Origin of the sequence: Chitinophaga sp. Cy-1792 (genome assembly GCF_011752935.1) — a bacterium.
Lineage (GTDB): Bacteria > Bacteroidota > Bacteroidia > Chitinophagales > Chitinophagaceae > Chitinophaga.
Window position 1 is genome coordinate 2374417 of record NZ_VWWO01000001.1, and the last position, 24176, is coordinate 2398592.

Annotated in this window: 20 protein-coding genes; 12 read left to right on the forward strand and 8 right to left on the reverse strand. The window is 45.5% G+C overall.

What is annotated here, in order from left to right; all coding sequences use genetic code 11:
• Positions 1-2: 2 nt before the first annotated feature.
• The 3 genes from F3J22_RS09720 to F3J22_RS09730 form a co-directional block, all read right to left on the reverse strand.
• Entirely contained in the window at positions 3-956 is a 954-nt protein-coding gene (locus tag F3J22_RS09720) for a hypothetical protein (RefSeq protein ID WP_167016560.1), read from the reverse strand.
• Between the two features lie 147 nt (positions 957-1103).
• Positions 1104-2765: a hypothetical protein gene (locus F3J22_RS09725; protein WP_167016562.1), complete on the reverse strand. Its 1662-nt coding sequence runs from the start codon at positions 2763-2765 to the stop codon at positions 1104-1106.
• Positions 2766-2794: 29 nt separating this feature from the next.
• Positions 2795-5869 carry a tetratricopeptide repeat protein gene (locus tag F3J22_RS09730; RefSeq protein WP_167016564.1) on the reverse strand — a complete coding sequence of 1025 codons (3075 nt, stop codon included), beginning with the start codon at positions 5867-5869 and terminating at the stop codon, positions 2795-2797.
• 274 nt (positions 5870-6143) lie between these two features.
• On the opposite strand from F3J22_RS09730, the gene F3J22_RS09735 reads away from it, so the two are divergent.
• From F3J22_RS09735 to F3J22_RS09780, 10 genes are all read left to right on the forward strand, one after another.
• Positions 6144-6548 carry a DoxX family protein gene (locus F3J22_RS09735; protein ID WP_167016566.1) on the forward strand — a complete coding sequence of 135 codons (405 nt, stop codon included), beginning with the start codon at positions 6144-6146 and terminating at the stop codon, positions 6546-6548.
• Positions 6549-6572: 24 nt separating this feature from the next.
• Entirely contained in the window at positions 6573-6983 is a 411-nt protein-coding gene (locus tag F3J22_RS09740) for a thioesterase family protein (protein ID WP_167016568.1), read from the forward strand.
• Between the two features lie 12 nt (positions 6984-6995).
• Positions 6996-8264 carry a CinA family nicotinamide mononucleotide deamidase-related protein gene (locus F3J22_RS09745; RefSeq protein ID WP_370459410.1) on the forward strand — a complete coding sequence of 423 codons (1269 nt, stop codon included), beginning with the start codon at positions 6996-6998 and terminating at the stop codon, positions 8262-8264.
• Positions 8265-8325: 61 nt separating this feature from the next.
• Entirely contained in the window at positions 8326-9654 is a 1329-nt protein-coding gene (locus tag F3J22_RS09750; protein ID WP_167016570.1) for a dihydrolipoamide acetyltransferase family protein, read from the forward strand.
• Positions 9655-9945: 291 nt separating this feature from the next.
• On the forward strand, positions 9946-10515 hold the full coding sequence (locus tag F3J22_RS09755; protein ID WP_167016572.1) for an RNA polymerase sigma factor: 570 nt from the start codon (positions 9946-9948) through the stop codon (positions 10513-10515).
• A gap of 63 nt (positions 10516-10578) precedes the next feature.
• Positions 10579-11721 carry a FecR family protein gene (locus tag F3J22_RS09760; RefSeq protein ID WP_167016574.1) on the forward strand — a complete coding sequence of 381 codons (1143 nt, stop codon included), beginning with the start codon at positions 10579-10581 and terminating at the stop codon, positions 11719-11721.
• Between the two features lie 274 nt (positions 11722-11995).
• The gene (locus F3J22_RS09765) at positions 11996-15364 is read left to right on the forward strand and encodes a SusC/RagA family TonB-linked outer membrane protein (RefSeq protein WP_167016576.1); all 3369 of its coding nucleotides are present in this window, start codon (positions 11996-11998) and stop codon (positions 15362-15364) included.
• A gap of 17 nt (positions 15365-15381) precedes the next feature.
• Entirely contained in the window at positions 15382-16797 is a 1416-nt protein-coding gene (locus F3J22_RS09770; protein ID WP_167016578.1) for a RagB/SusD family nutrient uptake outer membrane protein, read from the forward strand.
• 10 nt (positions 16798-16807) lie between these two features.
• Complete coding sequence (locus F3J22_RS09775) at positions 16808-17542, forward strand: DUF4843 domain-containing protein (protein ID WP_167016580.1); 735 nt, start codon at positions 16808-16810, stop codon at positions 17540-17542.
• Between the two features lie 16 nt (positions 17543-17558).
• Positions 17559-18971 carry a PKD-like family lipoprotein gene (locus tag F3J22_RS09780; RefSeq protein ID WP_167016582.1) on the forward strand — a complete coding sequence of 471 codons (1413 nt, stop codon included), beginning with the start codon at positions 17559-17561 and terminating at the stop codon, positions 18969-18971.
• A gap of 304 nt (positions 18972-19275) precedes the next feature.
• Here the strand turns inward: F3J22_RS09780 and F3J22_RS09785 are convergent, their stop codons facing one another.
• On the reverse strand, positions 19276-19602 hold the full coding sequence (locus F3J22_RS09785) for an RNA-binding protein (RefSeq protein WP_167016584.1): 327 nt from the start codon (positions 19600-19602) through the stop codon (positions 19276-19278).
• 252 nt (positions 19603-19854) lie between these two features.
• Between F3J22_RS09785 and F3J22_RS09790 the strand changes: the two genes are divergently transcribed.
• Entirely contained in the window at positions 19855-20565 is a 711-nt protein-coding gene (locus tag F3J22_RS09790; RefSeq protein ID WP_167016586.1) for a hypothetical protein, read from the forward strand.
• A 115-nt stretch (positions 20566-20680) separates the two neighbouring features.
• Here the strand turns inward: F3J22_RS09790 and F3J22_RS09795 are convergent, their stop codons facing one another.
• The 4 genes from F3J22_RS09795 to F3J22_RS09810 all read right to left on the reverse strand — a co-directional run bounded on the left by F3J22_RS09795 (position 20681) and on the right by F3J22_RS09810 (position 23294).
• Positions 20681-21319 carry a DUF4230 domain-containing protein gene (locus F3J22_RS09795; RefSeq protein ID WP_167016588.1) on the reverse strand — a complete coding sequence of 213 codons (639 nt, stop codon included), beginning with the start codon at positions 21317-21319 and terminating at the stop codon, positions 20681-20683.
• Between the two features lie 100 nt (positions 21320-21419).
• Positions 21420-21923, reverse strand: coding sequence for a cupin domain-containing protein (locus F3J22_RS09800; RefSeq protein ID WP_167016590.1), 504 nt, complete (start codon positions 21921-21923; stop codon positions 21420-21422).
• A gap of 39 nt (positions 21924-21962) precedes the next feature.
• Positions 21963-22415 carry a GNAT family N-acetyltransferase gene (locus F3J22_RS09805; protein ID WP_167016592.1) on the reverse strand — a complete coding sequence of 151 codons (453 nt, stop codon included), beginning with the start codon at positions 22413-22415 and terminating at the stop codon, positions 21963-21965.
• 39 nt (positions 22416-22454) lie between these two features.
• The gene (locus F3J22_RS09810; RefSeq protein WP_167016594.1) at positions 22455-23294 is read right to left on the reverse strand and encodes a helix-turn-helix domain-containing protein; all 840 of its coding nucleotides are present in this window, start codon (positions 23292-23294) and stop codon (positions 22455-22457) included.
• A gap of 260 nt (positions 23295-23554) precedes the next feature.
• On the opposite strand from F3J22_RS09810, the gene F3J22_RS09815 reads away from it, so the two are divergent.
• Positions 23555-24145 carry a sigma-70 family RNA polymerase sigma factor gene (locus F3J22_RS09815; protein ID WP_167016596.1) on the forward strand — a complete coding sequence of 197 codons (591 nt, stop codon included), beginning with the start codon at positions 23555-23557 and terminating at the stop codon, positions 24143-24145.
• Positions 24146-24176 lie beyond the last annotated feature (31 nt).

Genomic DNA, 24176 nt, shown 5'->3' on the forward strand with positions numbered 1-24176 from the left:
TTCTAGTGTTTTTCGAGTCGTGCTTTAGCACCAAACTCTTTGCTGACGCGGTCTGCTTCGCCGGTAGTATCTGCATTATTAACTGGTACTGCCAGTTTATACAGACTATCTTTGAAGATGATCACCTGCGTTCTGCCCCATGATTGTTGTTTTTCAAAGGCTTTATAGGCAACGGTGCTATCCTTAGGTGTGTTTTTAAAGGTAGCATAAACCGCCACATATTTCAGTGTATCCGTTGCCGGTACTGCAACTACGGCAGCACTTGAATCTACCGGCGCCATAGCGGTGCTGTCTTGTTGTACAGGAGGTGCGGTTACTGCAACACTGTCCGTTTTAGGAGGTGCCATATCAACAGACATGTGTTGTTGTGTAACATACCACCATGCGGCCACGCCGCCTAAAATAAGTACCACAGGAATTACTGCCCACCACCATTTGAAACCGCCTTCGTTTTCAATGGCTTCCAACGTGTCTTCCACTTCCGCTGTCATGATAGGTTCCACCGCTTCGTTAGGAGGTTCCACGGGAGCCGCTGGCTGTTTCGAAGTTTCACTTTCCTGCCTGATAGGCTGCAAATCAATTGTATCCTGTGTTACCGGTAATCTTTCAGCAAAGAAGTGAATGTTGCCGGTGAAGTCGCCCTGTAAAACGCCTATGCCAGGCAATTCCATAGGTTTACCTGTTTTTAGCTCCGTCTTCATTTCTTCCAGGTACTTCTCCAGTTTCATTTGTGCAACGGAAGGTACCAGGTTTTCTTTCAGGGCAATCCATTCCAGGCAGGAACCGTCGTCCTGATAGGTCTGACTGAACAGTACCTGTTCCCATGGTGGGGTCAGGGTCTGTGTTTTCACATTGTACTGTGCCGGGAAATGCTGTAAGGTAAAGGTGCCTAACTGGGGGATAACACAAACTCTTTGTCTGAAGAGTACTTCCTGAATGTATTGCTGTAGAATCATAGTGCTTTATTACTAATTACTATGGGATCAGAGACCAACCGGCCCATATAGGTTTGGGTCAGTACCTGGAAAGCACACCACCTGTAAAGGTTGTGTGCTTTCCGGAGAACGGGTTTTCTTGTTCCAATCTCTTAATTACCAACTAAATTAGAATTTAAATAGCAACCCACCAACAATATTAAAGCCATAAGAAGGATAGAGATAATAGCGTTGGTATTGGGTATTGAAAATATTATTGGCGTTCAGCCAGATGTTGAAGTTTTTGGTAATATCGAAAGATGCGCCGAGATTCATGTCCCAGGCTCCATTGGTTTTACCGAAATCAATTTTATTGGCATTCCTGTAATATGCGCCGCTCATAGCGAAGAGGTCCGCATTCAGGTGTAATTTTTTCATTAAGATGTAGGAAACAAAAACATCACCCTGGAAAGCTGGCAGCGCCCATGGCTGTGGCTGAGACTCCTGTTTGTTATAGTTGTACCAGTCGAAGCTCACTCTTCCCTGTAATTTCTCTTCCTGGATATAACCGATTTCACCATGTAACTGGAATGCACGGAGTTGTGCTTCGTTGAGGGTGATAAAGCGCTTGCTGTCGAGGGTGTCGTTTACGAACAGCGGCAGATTATACCAGGTAACAGAAGCAAATTTCGTGTTGTAGTTGAAGTGGCTGCCGAGGGTTCCTTTGATACCGGTATATTTTTCTTCTACGCGGGTATTCTGCATATCAGCCATACTGCCGGTGAAGAAAGGATTACGGCTGGTCAGGTTACGGTAGGAATTTTTTTCCATGTAGGAAATCCATCCACTGCTCAGGATCAGCTTTTTACGGATCAGGTGTGTTTCATTCACGATGTCGGGCAGCAGGTAGAATTTGCTGATGCCCGGGGTGTTGGTCCAGGTAGGATTTACACCTGCATGGAGTACAAAGCCCGGCTTGATGACATCCACAGCAGGGTGGATGGCCACAATATTGTTATTAAAGGAACGATCTCCGTCTGCTTTAAAGGTAGTCAGGTCAAAAACACCTTCTGCCTTGATGTAGATATCTTCAAATATCTGTTTGCGTATAGGAATGTTGAACTGGAAGGTATTTTCTGTATTCTTATGAGAATCATTGAAGAGGATGAACTTCACTTTCGGCTGGAACTGGAAGGCCCAGTCGTTGGTGGTTCTGTTGTTGGCGCCTACTGCAACGGTAAACTGGTTGAAGGTTTGCGCGATATCACCTTTCTCAGGAACCGGTAAAGTCTGGTCGTAACCATAATAGTGTACGGTATTACGGTCGTAGGCCATGCTGGCGTTGAACTGGAACTTAGGTAACAGGTAGGAACCTGCTGCCAGCGCGTTAAATGTGCTGTAGTCCTGGTATTTTATATCTTTTCCTTTGGAAGAGGAATAGTTGACAAAGAGTCCGTAGTTATAGTTTTCGTGGCGTCCGCTACCGAATCCGGCTTGTACCAGCGGTGTGCTCAGGTTACCATAACCCAGTTTAATAAAATTATTCTGGAGCAGGTCCAGGGAGTCTTTGCCCAGGGCCAGCGGTTTCAGTGGTGCTGCCTGGTACATGAAGTTCAGGTTAAGCGAAGGCACCGCGTACTTCAGTGTAGGGCGGGAGGTATCCACGGCCGGCAGTGAAGCGGTGAGGTTCAGTTTGGCCGCATCTCTCAGACGTGGCTGGTAAGTGGAAATAATATCAATAGTTTCCTGTTTCAGCGTATCCTGAGCTGATGCCTTTTGGAAGAACCCGGCACCCAGACCCATAGCAGCGAAAAAGAAAAAGCGTTTGCGGTATATGTTATGAATGTTCATGCGATCGTTTACTTAAATCCGAAAATCTGTTATTTCTTCTTTTTGCCTGCTGCTTTTTCATCAGCTTCGGCTTTTGCCAGTTTATCTTTTGCTTCCTGTTTCAGCTCCGGAATGGAAGAATTGGAGACGATACTCTGGTAAGTGGCTTTGGCATTGAAATAATCCTGTTGTTTGGAATAAACATCACCCAGCAGGATATAGGCTTTCGCTACCCAGTATTCGTAGGAGGCGGTATTTTTGATCACATCAAAACCTGCTTTCTCAGCGGCGTCGAGGTCGTTTTGTTGCAGGTAGCTGTCAGCAATATCATAACGTGCTTCTGCGCCGATTTCTGATTTCGTCAGGTTGCAGACGGTTTTGAATTCGGTGATGGCAGCAGGATATTGTCCGTTTTGTTTTAATGCTTTTGCGTGGTAGAAGTGCCCGAGGATCTGATCATCGGTACTATTGTTGCTTCCTGCCAGCAGCATTTCAGAATAGTTGGTTACTTCGTCCCAACGTTTCAGCATATACGTACTGCGTAATAAGCCACGGGTGGCACTCAGGCTGTTTTCCTTGCTGGTAGCAAGGTCCTGTAACTGCAGGTAGTAGCCACGAGCCTTATCATAGTTTTTAATCTGGTAGTAGTTGATATTGGCAGCCTGAAGCGCAGAGCGTTCTGCATAGAGGCTGTTGTTGCGCGACAATACGAATTCGTACGCCGGTAAAGCGGTTGTATAGTCTTTATTGTTATAGCTACATTCTGCTTTATAGAAGTTGGCAGGCAGGATAAACTGACCGTCAGGATATTTGCGGATGTAGTTATTGAAGGCAATGATGGCGCCTGCGCAGTCGTTGCTGGTGAAGCGTGCTTCAGCTGCGGAGTAGGCGAGTGAATCTTCTGCGGAAGCGCTGACAGATTTACCATTTGCTTTCAGGAAGGCGAGGTAATCATCAGTTTTGCCCTGACCTACATAAATGGATTTGATGCTTTGCAGTGCTTCGTTGCTTTCAGGAGATCCCGGGAATTTCTCCACTACCTGGCGGTAATAGCCAAGGGCTTTGGATTCATTGTTTTTGTTATAGTAGCACAGGCCTAATTTGAGTAATGCACGTGGTGCATTAGGGCCATTAGGTTGTTTGTTCAGCACGTTTTCCAGGTAAGGAATGGCTTCGTTGAATTTCTCAGATGCCAGGTAGGTATTGGCAATTTCGATATCTGTTTCGTTGCTGAAGTTGCTGGTCGGGAATTTATTACCTAACTGTTTCAGCAGGGCGAGTTTATCGCTTTGTTTACCCTGTAAACCCAGGATGATGGCTTTCTGATAAGTAGCGTAGTCGGCGCCTGGATCGTTATTGCTGATTACCCTGTCGTACAGCGATAATGCTTTAGGGAACTGGCGCAGCATGTAGTAGCAGTCGGCAGTACGTAATACGGCGTCGTTGCTGATACGCTGGGCGTTAGGGCCGCTGGCTTTCTGTGCGGTTTCGAACCATGGCAATGCTTCGCTGAAGCGGTCCTGTTTGAGCAGGCTGTAACCCAGGTTGTAGCTGGCTGTCTGGGCGTTTGCTTCGCCGGAAACGATGGCGGTGCTGCCCATATAGGTGTTCAGGTTAGCGATGGCAGCTTCTGTTTTGTTCTGGCGCAGGGCGATTTCACCTTTCCAGAAGTAGGCCAGTTGTTTGATTTGCGCATCGAATGGATTTTTGATAGCGATATCCAGGAGGCGATCTGCTTCTGCCAGTTGTCCATCATTGATGAGCTGAGTGGCACGGCCGAAGGCTACTTTCTGATAGGCTTTCAGTACGGTCTGGTTTTTATCGGGGATCATTTCGATGGTGGCCAGTCCTTCTTTATAGTTGTTGGAATTCATGAAGAGGTTCACCATAATTTCGCGTGCCTCTTTATTGTATTCTGAATTCGGATATTTTTTTACGAAGCTGCTCAGCTCAGAGAGGGCTACGTCGGCATAACCCAGTTCATAGGAAAGTTTGCCGTAGTTGAAACGGGAAATTTCCTGTTGCTGTGGGTTGGAGCTGTTGTTGGCGCAATAGGCGAAGGCGTTGCGTGCATTCGTTTTCTGGCCGGTACGCAGGTAGCAGTCGCCAAGGAGGTACATGGAGTTTTGTCCCAGTGAATCTTTGGAGCCGCTCAGTTGTTTAAAGCCGCTGATTGCTTTTTGCAGGTTGCCGGTAGAGTAGTAGGAATAAGACAGCTGGTAGATATCTTCATTTCTTACATCATCTGAATTATCCTGGAATTCCTGGAGGTAGGGCAGTGCTTTTTTATAGTCTTTTTTCTCGAAATAGGCTTTACCGAGGAGTTGTTTGAGTTCTGCTTCGTAGTACTGGCCGCCTTTCTGTACCAGTGGTTCGCCGTAAGCGATCAGCTGATCAGGTTTTCCCTGGAAATAATAAATTTCTGCGACGTAGTAAGGTACGACGTTGCTGTATTTAGGATCGTCAGCTACTTTCTGGAAGCTTTTCAGGGCTTCGTTATATTGCCTGTTGTTATAGGCGATATAGCCGTAGTAGTAGTTTGCCGGTATATAATATTTGCCTTGAATTTCCTTGATGGAAGCGAACAGTGGCTGTGCTTTCTTAAAATCTTTCACGTTGAAATAGCAGTAGGCCAGTTCGAATTTGGCATCAGCAATTTCTTCGTTGGAGAGGTTGTCGATATTGGCGTGTTCGTAGTAAGGAATGGCATCTTTCAGCTTATTCTCATGGAAATAATATTTTGCCAGCTGGTAGCTTACCATTTGTTCGCGGGCATTATTATTAAAGAGTTTGAGATATTGCTGGGCAAGATATTCTGCGTTTGCCTGTTGTAATTTCAGGGCGCAGATGGTGTAATAATAGTAGGCATCCGATTTTACCAGGTCACGATTGGTTTCGTGCCAGTAATCGATATTGTCGATAGTTTGCTTGAAGAGTTGCATGGACACTGCATATTTCCCGTGTTGGAAATATTGCTGTGCGTCTTTGAATGCTTTCTCCGGGTCAGTGTAAATACGGGTTTGCTGAGCCTGGGCGGAAGGCATTCCTGCTAATCCTGCACCGGCAAAAGCGACTAGGGATAAGTACAGATGTCCGGGAACAATAATTTTTCTTATGACCTGCATGTTTGGCTATTATCTTGAATATGCGATTAAAACGAATACCGGGCAGAAATATTTTCCGGCCGGCCGATTACTATTTGATTAGGATTCGTTGTCCCGCTGTTCGGACGGGTGCTACGGCTACATAGCGCCTGACAGAACGGTTAGGAGCAAATATATAAGTTATATCTGTTCTTTTTCGCCTGCGTTCTACACAATGTGGATAACTCCGTATAGGCGGCAAGGATGTTATGATTATCTTGAGAAAACATTTTTATTAGCAAAAACCTTACCTACTATGAGAAAACTGTTCTCAGCCAGCTTTACAAATGGTGCTGTTGACTTTTCCATGCTTATTTTGAGGGTAGTTTTCGGGGGATTGATTTTATTGCATGGGTGGCCATTACTGATCAATTTTGCGGCTAAAAAGAATTCATTTCCAGACCCCTTACACATTGGGCATACTACCTGGCTGTCGCTGACAATTTTTGCAGAAGTAGCCTGTGCTGCCTTCGTTATCATAGGATTACTGACACGTTTGGCAGCTGTTCCGCTGATTATTTGCATGGCAGTTACTATTTTTGTAGTACATGCACATGAGCCCTTGCTGAGGAATGAGCAGTCCGTTATGTTTCTGGCGGCCTTCACTGTAACCCTCTTCACCGGCCCTGGCAGGGTATCTCTGGATAACCTGATTGCATAAATTTATTTAAAAAAAGACAGGACCATGTTTATCAGTACAACGACGATCAGGGTAAGATATGGAGAAACAGACCAGATGGGCTACCTCTATTATGGAAATTATGCTTTGTATTTTGAAGTAGGAAGGGCAGAAGCCATCAGGGAACTGGGCTTTACCTATGCCGAACTGGAAGAGCAAGGTGTAATGATGCCCGTAGCTGAATTGAATGTTAAATATTTCAGACCCGCCTATTATGATAACCTCATAACTGTGAAGACTATATTAAAAGAACTCCCTAAAAGCTCAAAGATCCAGTTCCATAGCGAATTGTATAATGAAAAAGGGGAATTACTCAATGTGGGTGTTACAACGTTGGTATTTGTAGATGCAGTTACCAAACAGAAATCCGGACTGCCGGAGGTACTTAAAGAAAGACTGGAACCATTTTTTCATTAAAATCCCAAGTAAGTGGAAAAGATAACTGTCAGTATCGTTACCATTGGCGATGAACTGCTGATCGGACAAACCATCGATACCAATTCTGCCTGGATGGCCCAGGAATTGAATGCGATGGGGATATGGGTACATCGTCGGGTAGCCATCGGTGATATCAGAGAGGATATTTTAGCTGTGCTGGCCGCAGAAGCAGCCCTGTCTGATGTTGTACTGATGACCGGCGGCCTTGGCCCCACTGCCGACGATATCACCAAACCAACGCTCTGCGAATACTTCAATACCCGCCTGGTACAGGACCGCGAAACCCTGCAACGGGTGCTGCATATGTTCGAAAGCCGCGGACTGCCTATCCTCCAGCGAAATGTAGATCAGTCGCTGGTACCGGAAGCTGCTACCGTTATTCCTAACTTACGCGGCACCGCGCCGGGAATGTGGTTCGAGCGGGAAGGGAAAATATATGTTTCCATGCCTGGCGTGCCCCATGAAATGAAAGGTATCATGGAAAGTTACGTCCTGCCCCGCCTGGAAGCTCACTTCCGTACCCCGGCCGTAGTACATCATACGCTGATTACCTCCGGCATGGGTGAATCCTTTGTGGCGGAAAGACTGGTGGATTTTGAGGCCAAACTGCCGCCGCATATCAAACTAGCCTATCTTCCCAGCTATAGTCTGCTCAAACTACGCCTCACGGCCCTGGGCAAAGACAAACTCAGTACTGCTACCGAACTCAGCCTTTATTTCACTGAACTGAGAGAACGCCTCGCCGATATCGCCGTGGCCGACTCCGATATCAGCATGGGTGAAGTACTTGGTCAGTTACTCCTGAAACGCAATAAAACCGTAGGTACCGCCGAAAGCTGTACCGGCGGACTGATAAGTAGCTGGATTACAGCTATTTCCGGAAGTTCCGCCTATTTTAAAGGTAGCACGGTGACTTATTCCAACGACATGAAAATGAAGTTGTTAGGAGTGAAACAGGCTACCTTGATGGCACATGGTGCGGTCAGCGAAGAAACCGTACGGGAAATGCTGGCAGGGGCACTGGATGTGCTGGAAGTAGACTATGCCATTGCCATTTCCGGTATCATGGGCCCTACCGGCGGCTCAGAGGAAAAGCCCGTAGGAACCGTATGGATAGCCGTTGGCAACAGGGAAAAAAGTGTCACTGTAAAATATCACCTGCGCTACGACAGGGAAAGAAATACTCAGATGGCAGCTGTTTATGCGATGAACGAATTAAGGAAGCTCATTCTGGAGCTTGAACCGGAAGGGCTGAATTAATACAATTCCCTTATTTTTGTCCCGCACTAATTAAGCTAACATCAAAGCTAAAATCAATCTTATGGCTATTGTAGAATTGGTAATGCCGAAAATGGGGGAGAGCATCATGGAAGCTACTATCCTGCGTTGGCACAAAAAGCTGGGCGACCACGTAAAAGTGGACGAAACCGTGCTGGAAATTGCCACCGACAAGGTAGACAGTGAAGTGCCGTCTATTGCAGACGGTGAAATCACTGAACTGCTGTTCCAGGAAAATGATGTTGTCCCTGTAGGTACTGTCATTGCACGCATTAACACCAATGCCGACGCCGCTGCAGACGTAACTCCTGCATCCCCTGTAACTACTGAACCGAAATTTACTGCTGCTGCAGCTCCTGTTGTTGCTACCCAGTCTGAAACTGCTGTTCCGGCATCTTCCGGCAGTGGTTCCCGATTTTATTCGCCGCTGGTGCTCAATATCGCCCAGCAGGAAGGTGTCAGCCTGGCAGAGCTGGAAAGAATTCAAGGCTCCGGTACAGACGGTCGCGTCACCAAAAAAGACATCCTCCAGTACATCGCCGACCTGAAAGAAGGTAAGGTATCGGCGAATGTGATCACCAGCAACACCCAGGGTACCGCCGCAGCCGCTGCTGCCCCACGTACTGCTGTTGCCACCACCGTTGCTTCCCCTACCTATAGCGGCAACGTGGAAATCATCGAAATGGACCGCATGCGTAAACTGATTGCCAACCACATGGTGATGAGCAAACAGGTAAGCCCGCACGTAACCAGCTTCGCAGAAGCCGATGTAACCAACATGGTGAAATGGCGTGATCGCATGAAAGGCGAATTCGAAAAGAGAGAAGGTGAAAAACTGACTTTCACACCACTCTTTATCGAGGCTATCGTGAAATGTATCAAACGTTTCCCGCTGATCAACTGCTCCCTCGATGGTGATAAAATCATTATCAAAAAAGATATCAACGTAGGCATGGCCACCGCTTTACCTAGCGGTAACCTGATCGTTCCTGTTATCAAAGGTGCTGACCAGCTCAACCTGGTAGGCATCACCAAACAGGTAAATGGCCTGGCTAATGCTGCCCGTAACAACAAACTGAAACCTGAAGACACCCAGAGCGGTACCTTCACGATGACCAACGTAGGTACTTTCGGTAGCCTGATGGGTACGCCTATCATCAACCAGCCACAGGTTGCTATCCTGGCGGTAGGTGCTATCAAAAAACGCCCTGTTGTTATCGAAACAGAACAAGGCGATTCTATCGCAATCAGACATATGATGTACCTGTCTATGTCTTACGATCACAGAATCGTAGATGGTTCTCTCGGTGCTACCTTCTTAACGGCGGTTGCCCAGGAACTGGAAAACTTCGATCCTAAGCGCGGTATTTAATTGATCCGCAACAGATAAGAAAAAGGATGTCTCCCACAGGAGGCATCCTTTTTTATTGCGGATAGGCGTTGATGATAAGGAGGTGTTTCTCCTTACCCCATCTTGTTAAAATATTATACGAAAGCCACTACTATCCAGCCAATCATTAGTAAGGCTGTTGTTGAACACTGACAAAACAGCGTTTAGTCATAGTGGTTATGCCACCTTACAGGAAGCGGACATACTCCATAGACCCGAACGAAGATAGCCGGCATATATACTAGATAAACCAATAAGCCCTATATTCACGGTATGGACAATGAAGTTGGACTGCTCCGCGCATTAGCGGAGGGGGATAGAAGCGCCTATACCAGCCTGTATTATCATTATCAGCCGAAGTTATATCGCTACCTGTTGCCGTTTACTGTTGATATCCATTTAGTAGAAGAGATTACCCAGGATATATTTGTAAAGGTCTGGCTGAAAAGAGAAACTTTTGTTGGAATAGAGCGGTTTGAATATTACCTCTATCGTATGGGCCGTAACCGCCTGCTGGATATCTTCCGCCAGCAGCAAAAGCTGCTATTATCTGAAACACTCCCTGATACAGGGTTTCATCCTGAACAGGAGCAGCAATACCGCGAATATAATAAGCTGGCACAGGAAGCTATCCAAAGGATGCCGGAGAGAAGAAGAATTATTTTTGAGCTGAGTACACAACAGGATTTGTCGTGGGCAGAAATTGCCGAAAGGCAACAGGTGTCTGTGGCAGTCGTGAAAAAGCAGCTGCATCTCGCCAGCAGCTTCATTCGCAGTTATATCCGCAAATATGGTGAGATTAATATAACATTGGTCATCTTACTATATATCTTCTTTTATTAAAAAATATTTTTTGCCGACCGTCCCCTTTCCTATTTCCCAAACGTTTTTATACTATAGCACGCTATGAACTATCGCCTGATATTGGAACGAATCGCAGCCGGACAAGCGACTCCGGAGGAAGTGACCGCCCTGCAGCAATGGCTGCAGCAGCAGTCTGCGGAAAAGTATCATGCCATCATGGTGGAATACGAATCCATCATGATGCAGTCCAATAGCGGTGCCGTTGATGAAGCACTCTTTGCGCGTATCAATCAGCAGATAGCGGTGCAGTCGCCTGTCCGGCAGCTCAACTGGTGGAAATATGCTGCAGCTGCTTGTCTGGCCGCAGTTATAGCGGCAGGGCTGTGGTGGTACTATCCGTCGCATACTAATACAAAGGAAATGGCTACTGTAGCGCCGGGAAAAGATAGGGCAGTATTGCAGCTGGCCGGTGGTAAAGTACTGGAACTGGATACAATGGCTACCGGCAGTCAGTGGTCGCAGCCTGGTGTGGCAGTGGCAAAAGCGGATAGCGGTCTGGTGAAAATTGATAATGTAGATGATGGCAAAGGTACCAATGAATTTAGTGAACTCAGAACGCCCCGTGGTGGCCAGTTTGCTATGATATTGCCGGATGGGTCACGGGTATGGCTAAACGCTGCATCACGATTACGCTTTGCCAGCAATTTTAATAAAGAAAGAAAGATCATACTCGAAGGAGAAGCCTGTTTTGAAGTGGCGGCCAATGCCAGTTTACCTTTTGAAGTGGTGGCCGGTGCACAGAAAATAGCCGTACTGGGAACAAGTTTCAACATTTCTGCCTATAGGGATGAGAACAAAGTCAGCACCACTTTGCTGACAGGCGCCATAAAAGTACGGCAGCAGCAGCAATCCGTCGTCCTGCGTCCTGGCGAACAGGCCGTTGGCGGTGAACAGGAAATAATGACTGTTGCCAATGTCAACACAGACAATGTAATCGCCTGGAAAAAAGGCTGGTTTATATTTGATGACAATGATATTAAGATGATTATGCGTCAGGTATCGCGTTGGTATGATGTGGAAGTGATTTATGAAGATGACCTGACAGGTATTACATTAACAGGAGCCATTCAAAGAAAGCAGCGTTTAGAAGATTTGTTATATACGCTGGAACGGGCCGGGAAGGCGCGTTTCACGATCAGAGATCATAAAATTTATGTCAGCAGAAAAACATCAACCATTAACTAAGAGATTCATTATCAAAAACCAACAGTAACACAATAGCTTATCGCGCTCCAACCATTCATTTGCCACCAGTCATGGAGTAGGTATTGCTATGCCCTTAAATGAACAAAACCGGAAGTGTTCGAGCACTTCCGGTGGACGTTCGGGCATTTTCATTAACACAGGCATCGATCAAATGCTGAATTAATTACCTAAACAGTACGAAAGTATGAAAGAAATGCTATGCAAGCAAGTCAGGCGTCCGGCCTGGCTGCTGTCAACCAAAATGTTGTTGATTATGAAACTAACAGCGGTTTTTATGTTAGCCGCGTTGCTCCAGGTAAGTGCGGCCAGCTATTCTCAATCTGTTACACTCACCGGCAAAAAGCTGACATTAAAAAAAGTGTTTGAATCCATCCGCGAGCAAACGGGTTTTGAGTTCGTTTATGACCCGCAGCTGATCAAAGCTGCCGGTACGGTAGATCTCAGGCTGGATGATGTACAGCTCAAACAGGCCCTGGATGTATGCTTTGATGATTTACCACTGACCTACGAAGTCAGTTATAATACTATCATCGTAAAGGAAAGGCCGCCAGCAGGTATGATAAATAATGGTACTGACCTGCGGAATGCAGGCGTAGCGGAGGAGCTGCGCATTAACGGTACGGTGCTGGATAAAAGCACGGGCTTGCCGCTGGCAGGCGTTACCATTGGTGTACAGGGCTTGTCGGCAGGGACGTCTACGGATGTAAACGGAGAATATGCACTTACTATCCCTACCGGGAAAGCTAAGCTGGTAGTGAAGCTGCTGGGCTACGAAATCGCTAACATCAGTGTGACACATAGCGGAAAATATGACATACAGCTGTCGCCGAAGCCTATACAGCTGGAAGGCGCCGTGGTATCTACTGGTATTTTCAAAAGGCCCAAGGAAAACTTTACGGGTGTGGCTACTACCATTAAAGGGGATGATCTGCGGAAAATGAGTATGAGCAACGTGTTTAGCGCCATCAGAATGTTTGATGCCTCTGTCAGACTTCCGGAGAATTTAGCAAATGGTAGTAATCCTAACAAATTACCAGAAATAAATCTACGTGGTGTGAATAACTTTCCGGCGCAAGGAACATCGGGGACGGCGATGTCTGGCGCTGATTTCAAAGCTACCTACAGTACTAACCCCAGCCAGCCGCTGCTGATACTGGATGGATTTGAGGTAAGTCTGCAACGTATTTACGATCTTGATATCAACAGAATAGCCAGTATCTCTATCCTGAAAGATGCTGCGGCTACGGCGATGTATGGTTCCAGAGCTGCTAATGGTGTAATCGTTGTAGAAACAAAACAGCCATTACCTGGTAAAACGCAGCTTTCATACAGTGGTACAGCTTTCATGGAAGCACCGGATTTATCCGTATATCATCTGCTCAACGCAAAAGATAAATTAGCTGTAGAGGAACTCACTGGACGGTTTAACAGCAATAATCCGGTCGACTATTATAACCAGCAGGGCATATTATCTATGCGGAAAGCAGCAGTGGCTAGTGGTGTCAATACTTATTGGTTATCTAAACCATTGCGTAATGCCTTCGGGCAGTCACATTCCCTCTACCTGGAAGGCGGTGATGATTATATCAGATATGGCGTAAATGGCTCCTATAGCAATACGGGAGGTGTGATGAAGAATTCCGGCAGAGAGAATTACCGGCTGGAAATGAACCTGAGCTACAATAGAAAAAATTTCATTGTTAAAAATGTACTGTCTGTTAATTATAATAAGTCTAAAAATTCCAACTATGGCAGCTTTGGTGATTACTCAAAATTAAACCAATACTGGAATCCATATGACAGCACCGGACATATAAAGCGTTTTCTGGAACAATTCATTTCTACAGATGGTATTGTGCTGACCAGCTTCGCCAATCCTTTGTATGACGCAACATTACATACTGTTAACAGTGCAGAATATTCCAACTTCAATGAGCAGTTGTATATAGATTGGAAATTGAACAAAAACCTGCATTTACTGGGAAATGCAAATATTATGCGTCAGGGAGACGAGTCTGATATTTTCCTGCCGGCATCGCATAGTTCCTTTAACAAGGAAACTGATCCAACGCTGAGAGGAAGTTATTCGAAGGATAATTCCAAGTTCACCACTTTTCAGGGGGCTTTATCACTGGATTACAGCAGGCTGATAGGGAAAAATATGTTGTTCGCGACCGCGCGTGTAAGTGGTTCACAGACGAGCAGCGATGATGTTAACTTCCTTGTAACGGGTTTCCCTTCTGATCGGTTGGATCAATTGGAATTTGGTAATGGATTTGCACCGGATACCAAACCTGGTGGTACTGCCAATGTTACCCGGATGGTTTCTGCGGGCGCATCGCTCAACTATACCTATGATGGAAAATATTCTGCAGACCTTTCTTACAGTCTGGATGGTTCCAGTCAGTTTGGTTACCTGAAAAGGACAGCACCTTTTTATAGCATGGGAGTGGCCTGGAATATTAAAAAAGAAGCGCTGCTGAAAGATGTATCATGGCTGAATGCCCTCAGAGCGGGTGTTACCTATGGTAGTACCGGAAGTGTGAACTTCCCGCCAAACCTGGGTATCACTACCTATAAATATAATACCACTCAAAACTATCAGGGGATGGTGGGTGCAACCCTGATGGGGTATGGTAATCCGAACATCAGCTGGCAGCAGACATTGAAAACAGATTATCATATCGTTGGTGCTTTCTTAAATAGCTACCTGCTGGTAGATTTCAACTATTACAAAGAAAACACAGAGAGTCTGATCCTCGATATAAATACAGCTCCGTCAACAGGTGTGAGCAGCTACAAAGAAAATGTGGGCGCATTGCGCAATACCGGTTTGGATTTCAGCGTAACAGGTTTTGCCATACGTAATGATCAGAAGAATACCTACCTGAGTGTAATGGTCAACGGATTGCATAACCGTTCTATCATTTCACATATATCCAATTCACTCAAAGCACTGAATGCTGCCAACGACAAGAATGACCAGAAACAACCGCAGAGCAGGTTTGTAGAAGGACATAGTCCAACCGCTATCTGGGCCGTCCGTTCCAATGGTATTGACCCTGCATCGGGCAAGGAAGTATTCATCAAACAGGATGGAACGCTCACCTATGTATGGGACCCTTCGGATAAAGTAATCGTTGGGGATGGCTTTGCAGACCTTGCCGGTAATATCATGTTGAACCTTACTGTTAAAGGTTTTTCTGTGGTATTGGGTTTCAATTATCAGTTAAACCAGCAGATGTATAATTCCACCCTGGCAAACAGAATCGAGAATGCGGATCTGCGATATCAACTGGATGAACGTGTATTGAATGGTAGATGGAAAAAACCTGGAGATGTAACCATGTTCCGTGGTCTGGTATCAGAAAATGGTTTCTCTTTTACAGATGCAACCTATGCTACCAGCCGCTTTGTGCAGGATAATTCTTACCTGAATTTTGCCACTGCCACTATTGGGTATACGGTGCCGGATATTATTTCCCGTCGTTGGAAGATGAGTAATGTCAGACTGGCGCTCACTGGCAATGACCTGACACGCTGGTCAAGTATTTCCATAGAAAGAGGTTTGGATTATCCATTCGCACGTAATTTCTCCTTTAATATTTCTGCCTCTTTCTAACCTTTAAAAAGAAATTTATGAAACGTAATTATCTCGTATTCCTCTTTTTATCCCTGGTTACAGTGATGGGCAGCAGCTGTAAGAAGTGGCTGGATGTTAGTCCCAAAACGCAGGTCAGGGAATCTGAAATGCTCAGTAGTGAGCAGGGCTATAAAGATGCCCTTACCGGTGTTTACCTGTCGATGGGAAGTATTAACTTATATGGATGTCAGCTTACGATGGGTGCTTTGGACCTGATGGGCCAGCGCTATACGGGAGTGACCGGCACTACTTCTACAGAGTACCGGTATCTCACTTATAATTATACAGATGCGGGTGTAAAAACACAAACTGCCCTTATATGGTCAGAAATGTACGCGGCCATAGGTAACTTAAATAATATCCTTAGTCATATAGATGGCGGCAGGTCATTGTTTAGCGGTAACAGTTATAATCAGGTGAAGGGGGAAGCGCTGGCACTCCGGGCAATGCTGCATTTCGATCTGTTGCGTATGTTCGGCGCTTCACCAGCGGAGGATCAGACCAGGCCTGCCATTCCTTATGTTAAGGAATTTAATGTGCAGCCAACAGGGTTAAGCAGTGTTAAAGAAGTGATGGATTTCTGCCTGACAGATTTAACCGCAGCAGCTGCATTGCTCACTACTGATAAAGCTATCCGGGAAGATGTTGCGGATGATCAGTTTAAGACATATACCCGTAACCATCTCAACTACTGGGCATGTAAAGGGCTGGAAGCGCGTATCCGCCTTTACGCCGGTGATAAGGGCGGAGCATTGGCGGCTGCACAGGAAGTAATCAGTAATACAAATTTATTCCCGTGGATAATAGCGGCCAATGCGAGCATTACCTATAACCGTGACCGGCTTTTTGTGAGGGAACATCTCTTTGCATTGTATGATTTCGACCTGAAAAGAGTATCTGACAGCTTATTTAAATCTGCCAACACCAGTTTCACACCAGTAAACAGTATTACTACAAAGGCACTGGGTACATTATATGAAACCAGTGCAGGGGGCAGCTCTGATTTACGTTTCCTGAATCAGTTTACACAGGTACTGACAGTAAATTGTACGGCGCGCTATTACCAGGAAAATCTGCAATTCAATTATATCAAAAATCAGATACCATTAATCAGACTAAGTGAAGTTTACTATATCGCCGCAGAATGTGCAGGGGTGCCTGCCGGTGTGGATTATCTCAACGCAGTGCGTACTCATAGGGGACTGACTGCATTACCGGCAAATATTGCTGCCGCCAGTTTTACCACTGAGATTACCAAAGAGTATAAGAAAGAATTTTATGGAGAAGGGCAGTTGTTTTATTATTTCAAACGACGGAATGCATCAAAAATTGATGGCAGTACAGTTGTGATGAGTACAGACCGCTATGCCTTCCCGTTGCCGGCAGATGAAATTCAATACGGTAAACATTAATGATTGCATCATGAAAAAAAATCTTATTTATATATTATTGTTTGGTTTCCTGATAGGTTTTGGTGCCTGCAAGAAAAGTGAATTGCAGACGTATAAAGATATCTCCAGGATCTATTTCTACAGGCAATATGGTGGTATTAATTTCGATAGTTCCACTTATTCATTTGCTGTCAGGCCTGATTCAGTTACACGTGATACCATGTGGTTGCCTATGCGGATCATGGGTATCGCCAGTAATACCGAAAGGACCGCAAAAATTGATGTGGTGGCGGATAGTTCTACCGCTATCGCACCGGATGATTATGAGTTACTACCGGTAAAAGTGGCTGCCAATAGTTATACTACCCTGTTGGGTATCGTCGTGCACCGTTCTTCCAATGTACAGAAGAAGGAAGTACGCATCAGGCTGGCTATCGGCACCAATACTGATTTTTCACCTGGCGTTGCCAACGCTTATCCCGGGGGGCAGACTGCCGGGGGGACTGCTTCTTACCTGGTAAAAATCAATAACACCGTAACCAAGCCTGGCAACTGGGATGACTGGCTGGTTTATTTCTTCGGCGATTATAGTGAGGTGAAGTATCGTTTTGTGATACAGGTTACCGGACAAGCCGATTTTCCGGATACTTTGCCGATTGGGATCTTCTCAGTATACCAAAGTATGTGTCAGGAGGCGCTGGACCAATATATGCAGGACAACGGACCGCTGATTGATGAAAATGGCAAAGAGGTAAGCTTTTACTGATCTTCAATTCTGAATTATGCAACGTAAACATATTTGGCTGGTATTAATAGGTGTTTTATGCCTTGCCAGCTGTCTGAAAGACAAAAGCAATAATTATATCCATCCGGCTAACCAGGCCACTACAACGCTCGATTCACAGGTCATAACAGTATATCAGTTTGACACCCTGCGTGTGGCAAGTAACCTTAAGCTGAATGGCGTGAATCCCGGCGCGATAAAGTATTCCTGGATATTGTACGTTTCCGGCGCCACAGATAAACAGGTATTGGATACCACGCAAGACCTGAAAGCGCTGGTCGCCGTACAGGCGGGGTCTTACAATCTGGACCTGTATGCTGAGGATACTACTACTGGTATTATTACCAGGGCCAGGATGTTCATCAAGGTAAGGAGCCCATTTAATGAAGGTTGGTTTGTTATCGAAAAAACGGCTGCCGCCACTGATATTTCGTTAATAGCCCCGGGAGATTCCGTTTTTCACAATATATTTTCCAAGGTAAATCCGACAGTGTCCTTGTCGCCCGACCTGCAGAATATCAGCATTTTTAAGAGAGGGGCCACACAATACATTTATGCGCTGGCAAAAGATGGCGGTACACAGATCAATTCCTCCTCTTTCCTGGTGAATGGGAGTATGAGTGACTGGTTCTTCGTCATGCCTGCCAAAGACCGTAACTGTCAGCTATATATGGCCAGTTCCATGAATGAGGCGATGCTTGTCAATGGAAGGCCTTATCAGGTAAGTTTGATGTACCCTCCGCCTTACAAACTCGGACTGGCGCCCCAGGGTAATGATTATTATATGCAGCCATTTGATATGTCGTCCTATGGACAGGGAGCAGTATATTATGATTCCATCCATCAGCATTTTAATATAATGGATGACTACTCCCCTGAGCTGAGTGCGTTTCCGCCTCCGGATGATGGTGCAGCCTTTGATCTCAATAATATTAATAAGCGGCTGTTATGGGCAGGAAAACAGCCATCAGCAATAGTTTATTGTCTGTTTGGTAATAACCGGAATGATTCCCTGTTTATCTACAGATTTCAGTCGGATGGACCCTATTCTAGTCCTATGGATGTGACGGCAGTGCAAAATGCACCGGGTTTTAGTAGTGCGTCGGCCTGGAAAGTATCCGCTTCACTTCCGCATATTTATTATGCGAAGGACAATATTCTTTATCTCTATGATGTGCCGGCAGGTAAGGCAAGACAGGTATATGTGTTTCCTGCGGGAACGGGTGTTGCTGCTATCAATCTGGATCCTGTTGCCGGGAACAGATTGGCGGTTGCCACCAATACTGCTGGTGCGGGGGCGGTATATTTCTTTGAAATATCTACTACCGGCGATTTTACAGGAGCTACCTACAGTAATATGGTGAAGGGTTTCGGAGAGATCAGGAATATCATTTACAAACCAGCTCCATAAGGCATTATTTTGTGGCCCCATATGATGGTTGATAAGCTGAAGGGCGCTGTATTCTTACAGTGCCCTTCTCTGACGATAAAACACGGGTAAATCTGCCTTAAATTGGCATAAAATGCGGGTTTTAGGGAGATTTCCCCATTTTTTAATAAAAAGAATAATGTTTTAGGGGGAAGATGGAGGGTTTTACAGGCAGACTTCGTTATATAGATAGATAAAAAAAGACAGGCCGTCTCTATTGAGTAGAGACGACCTGTCTTTTTAAATTTTTTAACAGCTTTACCCGAGTTTATATCGGAAAGTGTGACTAGTAACGACGATCGCGACCGCCGCCACCGTATCCACCGCCACCGCGGTTTCCACCGCCACCACCACGGAAATTATTGCTTGGTTGTTTTGGTCTAGCTTCGTTTACCATTAACTGTTTGCCTTCTACTTCGGTACCATTCAAACTATCCATAGCCTTTACGCCTTCTTCCTGATTAGGCATTTCCACGAAACCGAAACCGCGTGAACGACCTGTTTCATGGTCTTTGATAACCTTAGCGGAGGTAACCTCTCCAAATTCTCTGAAAATCTGATGAAGATCTTCATCGTTCAACCTGTAGTGCAGGTTGGCTACGTAAATGTTCATGATAACTGAAATTAAAAAAATGAAAAATAATGTACTGAAGTTATGAAAATAAGTGTAATAAAAAAGTTACTGCCGAAAAATATTTGAATTTTCTTGATGTTTTACCCCCGCCAGGTTATCCAAACCCTTTACCAGCAATGTTTTAATGTACTTAAAAATATTATTGTAAAACCGGGTTAATATTGGAATTTCAGCAGGAAATCACAGTATTTATTCGTAATTTAATAGTAGAATCCATTAAATTATTTTGTTATGGGATCCTTGAGTGAAACATGGTTTGCGGACGGCTACATTGACTTTGAGCTCAAGAAATACACGTTACTCGCTTACCTCCAGGACATCAACCGGTACTTCGGTCAACGGAAATTATACCCTCAGCTGGCAGATATCATCTTCCATTATAACAACCTGATTGCCTTCCGGGACAATAAACAGTTCCTTCAGCAGCAGTTTCCGAAGCGCCTCAGCGCCGTCAATATCGAGAAGCTGCAACTGATCTTTGAACAGATCATCGCAGATGATGATCTCATGCAGGAACTGGAAAGCATCATCGAATACGCCCTCGGCCAGATGAACGACACCATCCGGGAAGGAACGGAACTCTACGAGTTTGTGGAAGACAAATTACGCATAACGCCTGTAGGTTTGGTGCCGCTGGAAACCGGGGAAGGCTACATGTTCCTCTGCGATGGTACCTACCGGGATATATTGGTTTATAATTACCGCCTTACCATTTTCGAAAGGCATGATGAGAAATTCAGGGGCATACATATGACCTACCTGGATACCTATCAGAAAGATATCCTGCATACCTGCGAATATGTTAAAACACTCCTGCTGCGCAGGTTTACCAACCTGCCCAATCCGGCAGTTTACAGTGTTGAAACCAGGTTAGTTATGCCAATCAACGAAACATTGCTGCCAATTGCAAAACGTAGTTTAGTGAAGTTTATAGCGGCATAACGTTATGGCCGTTTTTTATAACTTTTTTGCGCACCACAGGTGCGCAAAAAAGTTATAAAAAAGTCCCGATGCCGAAGGCATCGGGACTTTTTTATAAAAGCATATAATAGCCTTATCAATCCAATTTCACATTCATATTATTCACTACCCTTGCAGAGTCGCCGGCAAAGCGGACTTCCAGTACATGATCTTTCAGGAAGGGGGTGTAGTATTCTTTCATGATGCCGATGATTTTTGCTTTGGAACGCTCGATATAAACCGGGCTGTTTTCCATTTGTCCGCGTGTTTCCACATAGAGTTTTTTCTGGACATCGGTATAGGTTTCATCGTTCTGGAAGAGGAAAAGTCCTTTGCGGTTGGCGGTTTCCATCCTGTCTATCTTCAGCTCATAACTCAGCAGTTTAGGCGCCGGCAGATCGATGATAATCTTTTTTTGTGCGATGGATACCTTAAAGTTATGTTCGTCGATATCCACACCATATTTAGCTTCATAAGGGATGGTGACCCAGATGGTATTTTCCAGGAAGGTTTTCTTCAGGTTGTCTGTCCAGTCGCTGCCACCTTCGGTGAGGTTACTGCGCTTGATGCTGGCAGATCCCTGTACATCGAGGCTGCTGAGTTCAGCGATTTCCTTTACGATGGTACTGTTGGAAATGACCTGCTGGCTGACGGTTTTGCTGCCGAAGAAGCGTCCGATCCAGAAAACCAGCACGGCTACCAGTACAAGTATGATGGTGTAAATAATCTTCTTCATACTGTAATTTAAGCAAATTGCTGTTTATGCCCACGTATATACCTGGCCGTTATCAATAAGATAACAGCAGCGGGGGATGAAAGAAATTTGTCGGAATGATTTACCTGGTCAGTTCATCTATCAGTTGTGCATGTTGGGGGTAGGCGGCCTGTAAGGGGGCTTTTTCTGCCAGCTCAAAGTCGGCGAAATCGAATCCCGGGGCAACGGTACATCCGGTGAGGGAAAAGCCACCAGCCACTTCTGTGCGGGAGGCAAACCAGTTACCGGCGGTAATGATGACCTGTAGGCGTTCTCCTTTGTCGAAGTCGCGGCCCAGCTTATGTGTAAGGAGATTACCACCTGGTTCTATTTCATATATGGTGAGCGTCTGGCCATCATAAAAGTGCCAGATTTCGTCAGCGGCTATACGGTGGAAGGCGGAAAATTCGCCATGTTCCAGCAGGAAATAAATACAGGTGGAGGCATTCCGGTTACCTGTGATACCGGCTGGCAGCGTAGTCATGTCCAGCATCCATTCTGAACGATAGGTTTCGCGGAAGGCACCGCCTTCTACGTGCGACTGTAGCTGTAGTTTCTCCCGCCACCAGTTTGCTGAATATTGCATAGGTCTTCAGTTATTATCTGAAGATAGGGAAATATGAATTTATTCTGAAGATTTTTTTGCATAGGGGTTTGGCCTGGCTAAGGTCATTACCTTGCCCGGTTCCGGCAGAGCGGCAAATCCAAACTTGCTATAGAGGCCGTGTGCATCGGTTGTCATCAGCAACCAGCGGCGCAGGTCCTGTAATTCGGGATGTGCCAGCATCGCCTGCATCAGCATTTTGGACAGCCCTTTGCCGCGCCATTCTTCGAGAATGAAAACGTCCATCAGGTAGGCAAAGGTAGCCTTATCCGTTACCAGCCGGCCAAAACCGATCAGTGCTCCTTCGTGGTATACACCAAAACACATGGAGCCTGCTATGGCGCGCTCTACTATTTCCCTCGGTATATCCTTCGCCCAATAGGATACGTTGCTGAGCCAGTTGTAAATAACGTCGATGTCTAAACGATCTTTATCTGTGGAAACTGAAAATGGTCCTTCCTGGTAAACAGTCATGCCGGATTATTTTAGTCTCCTAAGATAGGCATCTCTGATTTAACTGGCAACCGCTACCTGTAATCTGTTGCCGGTATGCATATGTGCAATTGTAGTAGATACCGGTTCAAAATAATCAGGCATTTCCCCGTTAAACAAGAGGTAGTCCTTTACGAACATGGCCTGGTTGTACAGGGCATTCCTGCTCATGGTAGCCTGCCACTGCGGTAAACTTACCTGTTGCAGGGAACGAAGGGCGGTTTTGAAACGCACCATACGGATATATAACTGAGGTGGAATACCAGTAACGGCAGTGAATATACGCTCCATGGTAGGGCGGGAGAGATGGAAGATATGTGCCAGCTCAGCCAGTGTTACATTGCCTTTGCGCGCCACCATGTAATCTGTCATTTCGTCTACCTGACGGAGTGAACGGGCTTCTGACTGCAGGCAATTTTTAAAGGTGGTATTTAATACGGAGATGATGCCATCCGGGTGTCTGACCATGGCCAGTTTTGCTGCCAGCTGTGTCCATTTGCCGGCATCGCAGGTTTCCAGGTTGCGATAGTAGTTGACAAAGGCAGGCATGTCCAGTCCTGCGAGCTTGTAGCAGCCATAGGTATTCATCTGTACGATCACCATTTTCACAGGACCCTTTACCTGTAGCTGACAGGCGCAGGTAAACTGTCCGATCACTGCATTGGCAGATAACGTATAGGCGGGATGGTTAGCAGGCTTAACCGTAGCCTCTCCCTGCTGGATAAATACCATATACTGATCTCCCAGACAGAATAAACTCTGTGGTAACTGGATCAGGCCTCTGGTATTGTCTTCCCAATAATAATACTGTTTTACATATGGACGCAATGCGTCTTCCGGCTGGAAAATATGGAAGTTCATAGGTAAAATTTTGCTTAGGTTAATAGGATATTTTTCTCGCTGCATAGGGCCATCATACCGGCTATGATGGTGTTGTAAATATATGTTAATTTTTAATATAAATATTTTTTTTGTTTAATACGGGCACTTTTTCTGCATTTTTTGCTGCCGGTGATTTTTTTATTGGTTAGATTATTTTGTTACATTTAGCAGCAGTGAACAACCAAAATCGTAACACATCGTTAATAATAGGCTTTCCTTGAATTATATATTTTTGCGCAATGAGGAACAATGAGCAGATTAAATCTCTTTTTGAAAGGGTCTGCAATGATGATATGCGGGCATATAATGAACTGTATATCGCGTTATGCAAACAATTACTTCATTTTTCCGCCGCGATCGTATCCTCATTCCATCTTGCGGAGGAAGTTGTATCCGATGTATTCATCATGCTCTGGCAGAAGCGGCACCAGCTGACGCATGTTGAGAATCCTATGGTATACCTGTATGTAGCCACCAAGAATTTTTCACTGAACACATTACAGCAGCATAAGCGCCACCTTCATGCGAGTCTGGAACTCCTGGATACATCCGCGATATGGATAGCACCGGATGCAGAGAGCGGCATGATATCAGCAGAAGTACAGCAGAAAATGGAGACGGCTATACGTAGTTTGCCTGCCCGCTGTCAGCTGATATTCCGGCTTGTAAAGCACGACCAGCTCAGTTACCGTACTGTGGCTGAATTGCTGGATATCTCCCCAAAAACTGTAGATGCACAGCTGGCCATTGCTGTGAAGAAAGTAACCCAGGCAGTTCGCTTTGATCTCTCCGGCGAACTCGCTCAATCCTACCTTCATCTTGATTTATAAAAAAATTTCAAAAACCTTTAGGGAATTGTTG